The sequence below is a fragment of the Thermococcus sp. MAR1 genome, from assembly GCF_012027305.1.
GTDB lineage: Archaea > Methanobacteriota_B > Thermococci > Thermococcales > Thermococcaceae > Thermococcus.
Genome location: NZ_SNUF01000001.1, coordinates 595,686 through 608,303, shown reverse-complemented (window position 1 = coordinate 608,303; position 12,618 = coordinate 595,686). Strand labels below are relative to the sequence as shown.

Sequence of the window (12,618 nt, the reverse complement as noted above, 5' to 3'; positions counted from 1 at the left end):
CTTCTCGCGATGATGACTCGTAGGCAGCGCATAATAAAGCTTTTGGAGGAGAGGGACTACTCACCGGGAGAGCTTGCATTGGCCCTCGAACTGAGGGGAAGGGGGGCTAAGAGGGTTATCATCGAGGACCTGAAGGCCATTCAGAGAACACTGAAACACGAGGGAAAGGTGCTCCTCATAAAGCCAGCCGAGTGCAGGAAGTGCGGCTTCGTCTTCAGGCCGGAGATAAACGTCCCCTCCCGCTGTCCGAGGTGCAAGTCTGAGTGGATAGAGGAGCCAAGGTTTAAGATTGAGGCCAGATAGTTGTCATTCCGACAGGATTTACCTGGGAATTCGGCCAGATTTTGTCACTTGTCCAGCCCGAAGGTTTATATTGGATTGAACGCACTATTCCCCGGAGGGAGAGCTATGCGCAAAGTTGAGAGGTTTATGAAGGAGAAAGGCCTTGAAGTCGGAGATCACGTCCGAATAATCGAAAAGGAGAATGGAAACACGAGCGTCTATGAGGGTATCGTCATGAATCCTTACGAGCTATCCAGCGGCGAAACGCTCACGCTGAAGCTCGACAACGGATACAACGTCGGAATCCTCGTGGATCAAATCCTGGAGGTCGAGGTGATCGAGAAGGCCGCCCCCAGGGAGGAGCTGAAGTTCGAGGAGATCTTTCCCAAGAAGCCGGGCCTTCCAAGCGTTGCGATAATAGGAACCGGAGGGACAATAGCGAGCAGGATTGACTACAAGACCGGCGCCGTTCACGCCGCCTTCACCGCGGAGGAGCTCGCCAAGGCCGTCCCCGAGATATTTGATATAGCGAACATAACACCGAAGCTTCTCTTCAACATAATGAGCGAAGACATGCGCCCAGAGTACTGGATTAAGATAGCCCATGAAGTTGCCAGAATGCTGAACAACGGGGAAGATGGAGTTGTCATCGCCCACGGAACGGACACGATGGCCTACACCGCCTCGGCGCTCAGCTTCATGCTCCGCGACCTAGGCAAGCCGGTTATCCTCGTTGGCTCCCAGAGGAGCTCCGACAGGCCGAGCAGTGACGCGGCTATGAACTTGATATGCTCGGTCAGAATGGCGACTGCAGACCTCGGAGAGGTTGCCATTGTCATGCACGGCGAAACCGGCGATACCTACTGCCTGGCCCACCGCGGAACCAAGGCAAGGAAGATGCACACGAGCAGACGCGATGCTTTCAGGAGCATAAACGACATTCCTATAGCGAAGATATGGCCCGGAGGCAAAATCGAGTTCCTCAGGAGCGACTACAGGAGGAGAACCGAGAGCGAGGTCTGGGTGGACGACGAAATGGAGGAGCGCGTAGCCCTCGTCAAAGCGTTCCCAGGAATCCAGCCTGAGGTCATAGACTTCTTTGTTGATAAGGGATACAAGGGAATCGTCATCGAGGGTACCGGACTGGGCCACGTTCCGACTTACCTCATAGATTCCATAAAACGTGCCACTGAGGAAGGCCTCAGCGTCTGCATGACCAGCCAGTGCCTCTACGGAAGGGTGAACCTCAACGTCTACTCCACCGGAAGAAGACTCCTAAAGGCAGGCGTGATTCCGTGCGAGGACATGCTCCCAGAGACTGCCTATGTTAAACTCATGTGGGTTCTCGGCCACACCGACGACCCGAAGGAAATCCGCGAGATGATGCTGACCAACTACGCCGGAGAGATAACCCCCTACACGAGGTTTGACACTTTCCTGAGGTGATGGGTGTGGGGATCAGAGCGGTTTACAGGAACGGGGTCTTCAAGCCCCTCGATAAGGTGGACCTGCCTGAGGGGACCCAGGTGGAGATACTCATAGCTGACCCCAAAGAGGCCATTAAGAGATACGCTGGAGCGCTTAGAGGGCTGAAGGATGTCGGGGACATAGACTGGGAGGAGGCGTACCATGAGCACATCCTCAAGAGAGCCGGTGATGGTTGATTCAAACGTCTGGATAGACTACCTGCTCGGGGAGAAACGCGGAACTGAACTGATGGAGAGACTGGTCAGTGAGTACATCCTCGCGATTACGCCAACGATATACGGAGAGGTTGCCTTTCAGCTGCTTGCAAGAAACTATACCAAACTAACTGGAAGCTACAGGTTCTACTCGCTCAGAAAGGAGCTCGCCAAGAACCCTGAGCTATATGAGCCCGTAGAAACCTTTGATGAACTCCTGGATTCCCTTCTTGCATCGGATGTTTTGATTTTCCTCGACGAGAACTGGGAGATAATGCATCTCTCCCGGGATATCCGCAAAAAGTTTGGTCTGCTCCCAAACGATTCCCTGATTGTATCAGCCTGTGAGTATTATGGGATAGACAAGATAGCGACCTTTGATGATGACTTTTTGAGAACTCCACTGGAGGTGTTAAGATGACCGGGAAGTTCAACTACGAGGAGCTTGGCCTCAAGGTTGGCCTTGAAATCCACAGGCAGCTGGACACAAAAAAGCTGTTCTCACCCGTCCCGAGTGAGTTTAGCGAAGAGGTTGATTTCACATTCCAGCGCAGGCTCAGGCCAACGATAAGCGAGCTCGGTGAAATCGATCCAGCCGCGCTTGAAGAATTCAAAAAGGGCAGGACATACATCTACGAGGGGAACTATGAGCTTACTGACCTCGTCTACATCGACGAAGAACCGCCCCACATGCCCGACGAGGAGGCACTCAGGGTCTCTCTCCAGATAAGCTACCTCCTCAACGCCACTCCTGTTGACGAGGTCCACTTCATGCGCAAGATAGTCATAGATGGCTCAAACGTCTCCGGCTTCCAGAGGACCGCGATAATAGCCATGAACGGGAAGGTCGATACCCCCTGGGGAAGCGTTGGAATACCGACGATATGCCTTGAGGAGGACGCGTGCCGTATCGTTGAGAGAAGGGAGAAGGAGGTAATCTACCGCCTCGACCGCCTTGGCATTCCCCTCGTTGAGATAAGCACGACCCCGGACATACACCACCCGGAGCAGGCAAAGGTGGTTGCCAAGTACATCGGCGATGCGCTCAGGGCTACGAGAAAGGTCAAGCGCGGTCTCGGAACCATCAGGCAGGACCTCAACGTCTCCATCAGAGGAGGTGCAAGGGTCGAAATCAAAGGTGTGCAGGAGCTGGACATGATACCCGTCATCATCGAGCGCGAGATTGAGAGGCAGCTGAACCTTCTAGCGATAAGGGACGAGCTGAAGAAGCGCGGGGTCAAGCCCGAGGACATAAGGGAGGAGTTCCACGACGTTACGGATATATTCGAGAACACCGGCTCGAAGATAATCGCCCGCACGGTAAAGAAAGGCGGAAAGGTTCTTGCAGTTAAGCTTCCGAAGTTCCGCGGACTTATAGGTAAGGAGATACAGCCCGGAAGGAGGCTTGGCACCGAGATGGCCGACAGGGCCAAGAAGTACGTGAAGGGCATATTCCACATCGACGAATTACCGAACTATGGAATTAGGGAGGAAGAGGTCAAGGCCGTCATCGAAAGGCTCGGACTCGACGAAGATGATGCCTTCGTTCTCGTTGCAGCTGAAGAGGAGACCGCAAAGAACGCCCTCCGTGAGGTCCTCCAGCGCGCGAGGGAGGCCATCGAGGGAGTGCCAGAGGAGACCAGGAGAGCCCTGCCGGATGGAAACACCCAGTACATGCGCCCGCTCCCGGGCAAGGCCAGGATGTATCCGGAAACAGACATACCGCCGATACTGATAACTAACGAGATGAAGGACGAGATACTGGCGAATTTGCCGGAGCTGCCGCAGGAACGCGTTGAGCGCTACGTGAAGGAGTATAGGCTAGACAGAAGCCTTGCCGAGACCCTAGTGAACGACGAGCGCGATGAGCTCTTCGAGGAGCTGGTAGCCAAGGGCATCAAGCCATCTTTAGCCGCCTCAATCCTCGTGGTGGTCCTCAAGGGACTCAAAAAGGAAGTTCCCGTTGAGAACATCACCGACGAGCACATTAGGGAAACCTTCGAACTCTACATGAGAGGGAAGATAGCCAAGGAAGCATTCGAGGAGATCTTCAAGGAGCTGGCGAGGAACCCCGAGAAGGGCGCCGCCCAGGTGGCAGAAGAGAAGGGCCTAACGCTGCTCAGCGAGGAAGAGGTTGAGAGAATAATAGACGAGGTCGTTCAGGCGAACATCGAGGTCATCAAGGCCAAAGGGATGGGAGCGATGGGAATGATCATGGGCAGAGCGATGGCAAAGCTCCGTGGAAGGGCGGACGGAAAGCTAGTCAGCTCGCTCGTGAGGAAGAAGATCCAGGAGGCCGCTTCCTAAGGCCCCATATTTTTCATTAGACCCCCAAGAACTTGCGGACTTTGAATTTCAGGTAACCAAAAAACGCACTGTTAAGGTATGAGTCCGTTGAATGGGTGTAGAGCGTTCTCGCTATCCTGTGGTCTTTGAAGTGTAAAAAAGCCAGCTCCCGGAGGTCTTTTTTATCAAACAGCAGAATCGTGTTGGCAAGCACCCGGGCCCCAAAAGCCTCCAGTGGGTCATAACGTACCCTGGCCAGCTTTCGAGGGGTCCCTATTTTAATCCGCCGGTAGTTTCTGGCGAGGAGTTCATCTATAAGTGTATACGTTCCTCTTCGGAACCCCGCGGGATGATCTTTAATCTCGATTTTTTCAGGTTGAACCACCTTATCGAGCACGTAATACTCCGGGAACAGTTTTTCACGGATCTTGACCATCTCGAGAAGATTGAAAAGTGCTGTCAGATACGTCTCGATAACGGTTTCGGGGGGTATACCCAGGTAATAGAACTCGTCCAGCAGGACCCCTTTTCCTCTTGAGCATTCCATTCGTAGAAGCTTTGTTCCGTGGGAATCAACGATGTAAAGCCCACTATCGAGGAGGAAGCTCTTGTAGGTAGGGGACTGGATAACCACGTCCGCGAACAGTAGTTCAAACAGCTTTGAGGTTGAGCTTACTAGTATGGATTTGCAGGTGTGCCCTCCAATTTCAACAGGGATCATTGGATTCCCCCAACACACATTGAAAAATGTCCTAAATTAACTTTTCTCCAAACTCACGTCAGGAAAATTGTGAGAATGGCAACAAAAACAGGTAAAATCAAGATAAAAATCCATAAGATGTTACAGTACAGGACAGTATAGAGCGTAACATCCCAAACTTCAGCTATAAACGTGGCAAAATGAGAGAAATTCTTCACTAACAATACCAAGTGGCAAACCAACAGGCTTTACAAAGGGTGAAAGTTTTAAACTCCGGAAGGTATTCTTAACGATGGCTTTAAGGGAACGGGTTAGGAGAACGTTCCACCTAATAAGCGGAGGAAAGATCCTCAAATATGCCAGCGTTAGGTGTGAATCTCTTTCAGAATGCACGAAGATTGTGGAAGAACACCTGAACCTTAAGGGTGTACGGTACACACGGCTGATAGACCCAGATCCGTACCTTTTGGAAACTGAGGGAGATTCTCTTTATGAAGGAATGGCGTTTCTTGGCGTGGTAGAGGTAAAAACCGATCTAAACCGTGTCCTTTATCTGCTCGAATCAAGTGTCCCGATTGACCTCATGGACATCCCGGGGATTGAGTTTACCCTGGCCTTCAGGGTGCGGAGAAAAGAGGGACTGCGTGAACTTCTCAGGATCATAGGCAATGGAAAGGTTGGCGGGATAAGGCACAAGCACCGCTCCACGCTGAACTTTCTGGTGAGTCTGTTAGGTGGTGTTGTTTTCTCATCCGTGATGGAGTTCGGAAATTACTGGGCTGGTCTTCTCGGCACAATAATTTTTGCCCTAATCATTTATCTGATACTCGACTATCCATTCTCACTGCTCTATTTCAGAGGAGTAGAGGTCATCTCAACGGGAGAAACCCGCACAAAGGTCTTCGTTATCCGGCTCGGAACGGAAGAAAAGAAAAAAGGCTAACGCCCCAGCTCGGCGTGTGCCTTCGCCAGATGCTTCGCCGCTATTGCCGCGAGGAGAGAAAGCTCCCCGGCGAGAACTGCACCGGCTATTATCTCGGCGAACTTTTTGGCGTTTGTACCGGGCGGATCTCCGCCGCCGGCAACGCCCATTATGCTCAGCGCCTCCCTCTGGGTCGGGACGCGAGTTCCTCCGCCGACCGTCCCAATCTCAAGGCTCGGCATGGTGACGCTGATGTAGAGGTCTCCCTCGGGGGTAACCTCCGCGAGGGTTATGCCGTGCGAGCCCTCGGTAATCTGAGCCTCGTCCTGGCCGGTTGCGAGGAATATTGCACCAACTATGTTGGCAAAGTGAGCATTGAAGCCATAGGAACCGGCCTGGGCCGAACCGATGAGGTTCTTCCTGTAGTTGACCTCGGCTATGAGCTCCGGAGTGGTTTTCAGCTTCTTCTCGACTATCTCGCGCGGGATTATGGCCTCGGCAATAACGGTCTTCCCACGGCCGTTGATGAAGTTCATCGCGTTCGGCTTCTTGTCCACGCAGAGATTGCCCGAGAGGGCGAGGTACTTCACGTCCGGGAAGTGCTCCTCGATGACCTTCATTATCTCCTCGCTTGATATGGTGACCATGTTCATGCCCATGGCATCTCCGGTCTTGAACTCGAACCGGAGATAGAGGTTGTTGCCGACGATGTAGGGCTTAACGTCCCTCAGCTTTCCGTGTCTGGTGACCTTGCTGACGGCCTTCTCCTGGAGGTAGTCGAGATTAGCCTTTACCCACTCGGCGACTTCCCTAGCTCTTCTCGCGTCGGGGCACTTGAGAAGGGGCGCTCGGGTCATCTTGTCGTCTATTATCGTAGTCTTCACCCCACCCGCCTCTGTCAAGGCGGAGCAGCCACGGTTGACGCTTGCAACTAGCGCTCCCTCGGTGGTGGCGAGGGGGATGTAGAACTCGCCCTTGGCGTATTCCCCGTTGATTTTAAGAGGGCCGGCAACTCCCATCGGTATCTGGACGACGCCTATCATGTTCTCGATGTTCTTGCCTATGACCCTCTCGGGGTCTATCGAGTAGTGCCCTATGTTCTCAAGGCTAACACCGAGCTTCTTTTCAAGCGCCCTCCTCCTTATTTCAGTGGCGAGTTTCTTATCGCCGTTTGTGTACCTCTCAACCTGGTGGAGCTTTATTTCTCCGCCCGCTACCTTATCCACAAGCTCTTCCACGTTCATGCAAACACCTCCAGAAATCAGCCGAATATCCACTCCTCAAGTATCTCCCCCGTTTCCCTCAGGGCTATGGCAGCGTCGCTCTCGGGGAAGTACTTGACGATTGGAATGCCCTCGTTGATGGATTCAGGAACGTTGTAGTCGAAGGGGATCCATCCAATGACGGGAACGTCGAGGTCGCTCTCAACCGCCTCAACAATCTTCTCAACGACATCGGCGGATTCCCTAACTTTGTTCAGGATGACGCCGATGTTGAGGTTGTACCTCTCGCCCAAAACCTTGAGCTTCTCAATCTCGTTCTTCACCATGGTCTCGAAGGAGTAGATGGGGGAGCGTTCAATCTCCACCACTATCAGCTGATAGTTTGCCACCTCAAAGGTCGGGAGAGTATCAAAGGGAATACCCGTTGGGGAGTCCACGAATACAACCCCAAACTTGTATTTGACCTTCTCAAGTATCTCCACCAGCCTCCTCGGCGAGATTCCGAGAACGTCCTGGAGCTGAGTACTCCCAGGCATGACATGGACCCCAGTCTGAGGGTGCTTGTATATTGCCCATTCCGGGTCGATGTCCGGGTTCCTCAGAAGGGAGTGGAGGGTATACTTGACGGTGTCAAGGGAGAAGTGAAAGCCAAGGTTGGGGAGGTAAAGGTCACCATCTACCGCCAGCACACGATACTCCCGCATGGCCAGGTAAGTGCTAAGGTTAGCGGTCATCGTGGTCTTTCCAGCACCGCCCCTCCCCGTTACTACTATCAGCGCCATCTTTAAACCCCCTTATCAAGTGGAAAATACTCAAAAGAGGATATAAGGTTTTCCAATAGGCCGGGAAAGCATCTCCGCTCCCACACCCAGCCGCAAAAGGTTTATATCATCCCCCGTTCAGATAGGCATTGTAAGGTTAAGGAGATGATTGCCATGGCCGAGAAAATGCCAGCTATTGTAAAAACCAAGCCCGCTTACGGTGCCGAGCTCGTCGAGGTCGACGTTCCAAAGCCCGGGCCCGGTGAGGTTCTCATCAAGGTTCTCGCCACCAGTATATGCGGAACTGACCTCCACATCTACGAATGGAACGAGTGGGCCCAGAGCAGGATCAAGCCACCCCAGATTATGGGACACGAGGTAGCCGGTGAGGTCATCGAGGTCGGCCCAGGTGTCGACACCCTCGAGGTCGGCGACTACATAAGTGCCGAGACCCACATCGTCTGCGGCAAGTGCTACGCCTGCAGGCACAATCGCTACCACGTCTGCCAGAACACGAAGATCTTCGGCGTCGATATGGACGGTGTTTTCGCGGAATACGCGATAGTTCCGGCCCAGAACGCCTGGAAGAACCCGAAGGGAATGAAGCCCGAGTATGCTACCCTCCAGGAGCCGCTCGGCAACGCCGTCGATACCGTTCTGGCAGGGCCAATAGCCGGCAGGAGTACACTCATAACCGGTGCTGGCCCGCTCGGACTCCTTGGAATTGCCGTCGCAAAGGCATCCGGGGCGTATCCAGTTATCGTGAGCGAACCGAGCGAATTCAGGCGCGAGCTGGCCAAAAAAGTTGGCGCCGACTACGTGGTTAATCCCTTCGAGGAGGACCCGGTTAAGTTCGTGATGGACGTAACCGACGGGGCCGGAGTTGAGGTGTTCCTAGAATTCAGTGGAGCGCCGAAGGCTCTCGAACAGGGTCTCAAGGCCACCACACCCGGTGGAAGGGTCTCACTGCTCGGTCTGTTCCCGCGCGACGTTACTCTGGACTTCAACAACCTGATAATCTTCAAGGCCCTCGAGGTTCACGGCATAACTGGAAGGCACCTCTGGGAGACCTGGTACACAGTGTCCAGCCTAATCCAGAGCGGCAAGCTCAACCTTGACCCGATAATCACCCACAAATACAAGGGCTTTGATGATTTCGAGGAGGCCTTCGAGCTGATGAGGGCGGGCAAGACCGGAAAGGTCGTCTTCTTCCCGCACAAGGGTTGACTCGTTTTCCCTTTTCTTCCACCGCAATTCTTAAGTAACTCTTCTCAAACTCAACCCAAGGAGGTGAGCTTATGGAGTTAAGCTACCAGGAGAAACTCACGCTCATAAAGCTCAACGAGGTTAAAAGGGTCAAATTTGAAGAACTCGTCGAGAAAACTGGCCTCGACCAGGTCGCGGTCATGCGCTCCGTCCTAGGACTCCAGAGCAAAGGGCTGGCGAGGCTCGAGGAAAGAAGCAAAAGAATAGCAAAGCTAACCGAGACCGGAAGAAAGTACGCTGAAATAGGTCTCCCCGAGTGGAGGGCTCTGAGGGTTCTAAAAGAGAAGAGAAAGGTAACCCTGGACGACCTGCGTGAGGTTCTCAGCGAGGATGAGCTGAAACCGATAGTCGGCCTTCTGAGGAAAGAAGGCTGGGCATCCGTGAGAAAGGAGGAGGGGAGGCTAGTTCTTGAAATCACCGAGAAGGGAATGAACGCGGAGGAGAGGCCCATTGATAAAGTCCTCAAGCTCCTCGCCGAGAGGGAAGTCGTACCTCTGAGTGAAGTTGAGAAACTGGTTCCGGCCAAGGAGCTTAAGAGGAGAAAAATAGCCGAGGAAGACACAGCAACCGAGAGATTCGTGGAGATGACCCCTGAAGGGGAAGAGCTCGTCAGGAAGGGCCTTGAGCTGAAAGAGGAGGTATCGACCCTTACCCCCGAGCTGATAAAGTCCGGCAAGTGGAGGAAAGTCGAGTTCAAGCGCTTCAACATCCAGGCCCCTGTAAGGAGATTCTACCCCGGCAAGAAGCAGCCGTACAGGGCTTTCCTCGACAAACTGAGGAGAAGATTAATCGAGATGGGCTTCATAGAGATGACCGTTGACAGCCTCATAGAGACCCAGTTCTGGAACTTCGATGCACTCTTCCAGCCCCAGAACCACCCGGCGAGAGACTGGACCGACACTTACCAGCTCAAATACCCGAAGAGCGGCCACCTGCCCGGAAAAGACCTGGTCGAAAGGGTAAGGGCTTCCCACGAGCACGGTCTGGCAGGTTCAAGGGGATGGGGCTACGTCTGGTCTCCGGAGAGGGCGATGCTCCTTATGCCCAGGGCGCATGGAACGGCTTTAGATGCCAGACAGCTCGCGAGAGGCGTTGAGATTCCAGGGAAGTACTTCACAATCCAGCGTGTCTTCCGTCCGGACGTTCTCGACAGGACGCACCTCATAGAGTTCAACCAGGTTGACGGCTTCGTCGTCGGCGAAGACCTGACCTTCAAACACCTCCTCGGAATACTCAAGCGCTTCGCGGTGGAGATAGCTGGAGCGAAGAAGGTGAAATTTTTACCTGACTATTACCCGTTCACGGAGCCGAGCGTCCAGATGAGCGCCTATCACCCAGAGCTCGGCTGGGTCGAGTTCGGCGGTGCCGGAATCTTCCGCGAGGAGATGACAAAGGCCCTTGGCATAGACGTCCCGGTCATAGCATGGGGAATAGGAATAGACAGGCTGGCAATGTTCAAGCTCGGAATAGACGACATACGCTACCTCTTCAGCTACGACTTAAGATGGCTCAGGGAAGCGAAACTGGTGTGGTGAGGTGATAGCATGCCCAAGTTCGATGTGTCAAAGCGGGATCTGGAAAGGCTCATCGGGAAGAGCTTCACGGTTGAGGAGTGGGAGGACCTCTTCCTCTACGCGAAGTGCGAGCTGGACGACGTCTGGGAGGAGAACGGGGAGCTTTACTTCAAGGCCGACTCGAAAGACACCAACAGGCCCGACCTATGGAGTGCGGAAGGAATAGCGAGGCAGATACGCTGGGCGCTCGGCTTCGAGAGCGGTCTTCCAAAATATGATGTCGAGAAGAGCAGTGTAACCGTTTACGTTGACGAGAAGCTGAAAAACATCCGCCCGTATGGTGTCTACGCGATAGTTGAGGGACTGAGCCTCGATGAAGAGGCGCTAAAGCAGATGATAAACCTCCAGGAGAAGGTGGCTTTAACCTTCGGGAGGAGGAGAAGAGAGGTCGCCATAGGCATCTTCGACTTTGATAAGGTGAAGCCGCCAATATACTACCGCGCCGCTGAGAAGAGCGAGAAGTTCGTCCCGCTGGGCTTCGAGGAGGAGCTCACGCTGGAAGAAATCCTTGAGAGGCACGAGAAGGGCAGGGAGTACGGCCACCTCATCAAGGACAAGCCCTACTACCCGCTCCTCGTGGACAGCGAGGGCAAAGTTCTCTCGATGCCCCCAATCATAAACTCGGAGATAACCGGCAGGGTGACCACAGAAACGAGGAGAGTCTTCGTTGACGTCACCGGCTGGGATCTGAAGAAGATAATGCTGGCTTTAAACGTCGTAGTCACGGCTTTAGCCGAACGCGGCGGAAAGATAAAGAGCGTTAAGGTCGTCTATCCAGACTTCGAGGTTGAGACACCGGACCTGGCCCCGAAGGAGTTCGAGGTCGAGCTGGACTACATCAAGAGGCTCACCGGCCTTGAGCTGAGTGACGAGGAGATCAAGGGCCTCCTCGAGAGAATGATGTACGATGTCAAGTTGGTTGACGGGAAGGCAAAACTCCTCTATCCGGCTTTCCGCGATGACATAATGCACGCCCGCGACGTTCTGGAGGATGTCCTCATAGCCTACGGCTATAACGAGATCGAACCTGAGGAGCCGAAGCTTGCCGTCCAGGGCAGGGGGGACAAGTTCGTCGAATTCGAGGACGCCGTCAGGGAGCTCATGGTCGGCTTCGGCCTGCAGGAGGTCATGACCTTCAACCTCACCAACAGAGAGGCTCAGTATGAAAAGATGAACCTGGAATACGGGAGAGACTACTTCAACAACCCGCCGGCGGAGCTCGTCGAGATAGAGAACCCGATAAGCCCCAAGTGGTCTGCCCTCAGAGTGTGGCTCACCCCGAGCCTGCTCGATTTCCTGAGCCAGAACACCCACGAGGAATACCCACAGAGGATCTTCGAGGTCGGAAAGGTCACGCTGATAGACGAAAGCAGAGAAACGAAGACCGTGAGCGAGAGCAAGCTGGCGGTTGCCTTAGCTCACCCACGCGTAACCTTTACCGAGGCCAAGGAGATACTGGAAAGCGTTATGCGCCACCTCGGCTTCAAGTACGGGCTTGAAGAAATAGAGCACCCAAGCTTCATTCCGGGCAGGGCGGGAAGAATCATCGTGGACGGGAAAGAAATCGGCATTATCGGGGAAATCCATCCGGCCGTTCTAGAAAATTGGGGAATAGAAATGCCAGTAGCGGCCTTCGAGCTGTTCCTGTGGCCGCTCTACAGGGAGCCTTATCTTTAATCCCCTTTTTTTAGGCCCTTATAAAGGAACGTGCACATTATCTCAAAGTTCGTGACGTTTGTGAATATCTCCATATCCCAGATCCATTCCATCTTCCCACCTCCAAGTACAACTAATTAAGGCTCTTTATCAATCTTTCTCCACTTCCATTGGATTGAATCCAAAATCAGGGTTTACTTTTGCAAAGTAATTTGGCGATATTCCAAAGACGGCTCTGGGAAAGACATTTATACCCTCCACCAGAT

The 12,618-nt window shown here is 53.5% G+C and carries 12 protein-coding genes; 9 read left to right on the top strand and 3 right to left on the bottom strand.

Annotated features, from left to right (window positions below; translation table 11 throughout):
- Positions 1 to 9: 9 nt before the first annotated feature.
- From E3E25_RS03430 to gatE, 5 genes are all read left to right on the top strand, one after another.
- Positions 10 to 303, top strand: coding sequence for a transcriptional regulator (locus tag E3E25_RS03430; RefSeq protein WP_167891826.1), 294 nt, complete (start codon positions 10 to 12; stop codon positions 301 to 303).
- 105 nt (positions 304 to 408) lie between these two features.
- Complete coding sequence (gene gatD, locus E3E25_RS03425; protein WP_167891825.1) at positions 409 to 1,728, top strand: Glu-tRNA(Gln) amidotransferase subunit GatD; 1,320 nt, start codon at positions 409 to 411, stop codon at positions 1,726 to 1,728.
- Positions 1,728 to 1,946 (top strand): antitoxin family protein, encoded by a 219-nt coding sequence (locus tag E3E25_RS03420; protein ID WP_206204603.1) that lies wholly within the window; start codon positions 1,728 to 1,730, stop codon positions 1,944 to 1,946. The genes gatD and E3E25_RS03420 overlap by 1 nt, the downstream gene beginning before the upstream one ends.
- Entirely contained in the window at positions 1,939 to 2,385 is a 447-nt protein-coding gene (locus E3E25_RS03415; protein ID WP_167891824.1) for a type II toxin-antitoxin system VapC family toxin, read from the top strand. The genes E3E25_RS03420 and E3E25_RS03415 overlap by 8 nt, the downstream gene beginning before the upstream one ends.
- Entirely contained in the window at positions 2,382 to 4,271 is a 1,890-nt protein-coding gene (gene gatE / locus E3E25_RS03410) for a Glu-tRNA(Gln) amidotransferase subunit GatE (RefSeq protein WP_167891823.1), read from the top strand. Before E3E25_RS03415 ends, gatE begins: the two co-directional genes overlap by 4 nt.
- Before the next feature lie 16 nt (positions 4,272 to 4,287).
- Here the strand turns inward: gatE and E3E25_RS03405 are convergent, their stop codons facing one another.
- Entirely contained in the window at positions 4,288 to 4,971 is a 684-nt protein-coding gene (locus E3E25_RS03405) for a hypothetical protein (RefSeq protein ID WP_167891822.1), read from the bottom strand.
- 271 nt (positions 4,972 to 5,242) lie between these two features.
- Between E3E25_RS03405 and E3E25_RS03400 the strand changes: the two genes are divergently transcribed.
- Positions 5,243 to 5,893, top strand: coding sequence for a hypothetical protein (locus E3E25_RS03400; protein WP_167891821.1), 651 nt, complete (start codon positions 5,243 to 5,245; stop codon positions 5,891 to 5,893).
- Here E3E25_RS03400 and hmgA read toward each other — a convergent pair.
- A complete protein-coding gene (gene hmgA / locus E3E25_RS03395) occupies positions 5,890 to 7,116 on the bottom strand; it encodes a hydroxymethylglutaryl-CoA reductase (NADPH) (RefSeq protein WP_167891820.1) in 1,227 nt (408 codons plus the stop codon). The genes E3E25_RS03400 and hmgA overlap by 4 nt on opposite strands.
- A gap of 17 nt (positions 7,117 to 7,133) precedes the next feature.
- Positions 7,134 to 7,877 (bottom strand): MinD/ParA family protein, encoded by a 744-nt coding sequence (locus E3E25_RS03390; RefSeq protein ID WP_167891819.1) that lies wholly within the window; start codon positions 7,875 to 7,877, stop codon positions 7,134 to 7,136.
- Positions 7,878 to 8,030: 153 nt separating this feature from the next.
- On the opposite strand from E3E25_RS03390, the gene tdh reads away from it, so the two are divergent.
- From tdh to pheT, 3 genes are all read left to right on the top strand, one after another.
- On the top strand, positions 8,031 to 9,083 hold the full coding sequence (gene tdh, locus E3E25_RS03385) for an L-threonine 3-dehydrogenase (protein ID WP_167892642.1): 1,053 nt from the start codon (positions 8,031 to 8,033) through the stop codon (positions 9,081 to 9,083).
- A 71-nt stretch (positions 9,084 to 9,154) separates the two neighbouring features.
- Positions 9,155 to 10,657 carry a phenylalanine--tRNA ligase subunit alpha gene (locus E3E25_RS03380; protein ID WP_167891818.1) on the top strand — a complete coding sequence of 501 codons (1,503 nt, stop codon included), beginning with the start codon at positions 9,155 to 9,157 and terminating at the stop codon, positions 10,655 to 10,657.
- A gap of 9 nt (positions 10,658 to 10,666) precedes the next feature.
- Positions 10,667 to 12,373, top strand: a complete 1,707-nt coding sequence (gene pheT, locus E3E25_RS03375) for a phenylalanine--tRNA ligase subunit beta (RefSeq protein ID WP_167891817.1) — start codon at positions 10,667 to 10,669, stop codon at positions 12,371 to 12,373.
- The last annotated feature ends 245 nt before the right edge of the window (positions 12,374 to 12,618 follow it).

Coding starts and splice junctions, on each gene's coding strand:
- E3E25_RS03430 (WP_167891826.1), top strand. CDS start 10: ATGATGACTCGTAGGCAGCGCATAATAAAGCTTTTGGAGGAGAGGGAC.
- gatD (WP_167891825.1), top strand. CDS start 409: ATGCGCAAAGTTGAGAGGTTTATGAAGGAGAAAGGCCTTGAAGTCGGA.
- E3E25_RS03420 (WP_206204603.1), top strand. CDS start 1,728: ATGGGTGTGGGGATCAGAGCGGTTTACAGGAACGGGGTCTTCAAGCCC.
- E3E25_RS03415 (WP_167891824.1), top strand. CDS start 1,939: ATGGTTGATTCAAACGTCTGGATAGACTACCTGCTCGGGGAGAAACGC.
- gatE (WP_167891823.1), top strand. CDS start 2,382: ATGACCGGGAAGTTCAACTACGAGGAGCTTGGCCTCAAGGTTGGCCTT.
- E3E25_RS03405 (WP_167891822.1), bottom strand. CDS start 4,971: ATGATCCCTGTTGAAATTGGAGGGCACACCTGCAAATCCATACTAGTA.
- E3E25_RS03400 (WP_167891821.1), top strand. CDS start 5,243: ATGGCTTTAAGGGAACGGGTTAGGAGAACGTTCCACCTAATAAGCGGA.
- hmgA (WP_167891820.1), bottom strand. CDS start 7,116: ATGAACGTGGAAGAGCTTGTGGATAAGGTAGCGGGCGGAGAAATAAAG.
- E3E25_RS03390 (WP_167891819.1), bottom strand. CDS start 7,877: ATGGCGCTGATAGTAGTAACGGGGAGGGGCGGTGCTGGAAAGACCACG.
- tdh (WP_167892642.1), top strand. CDS start 8,031: ATGGCCGAGAAAATGCCAGCTATTGTAAAAACCAAGCCCGCTTACGGT.
- E3E25_RS03380 (WP_167891818.1), top strand. CDS start 9,155: ATGGAGTTAAGCTACCAGGAGAAACTCACGCTCATAAAGCTCAACGAG.
- pheT (WP_167891817.1), top strand. CDS start 10,667: ATGCCCAAGTTCGATGTGTCAAAGCGGGATCTGGAAAGGCTCATCGGG.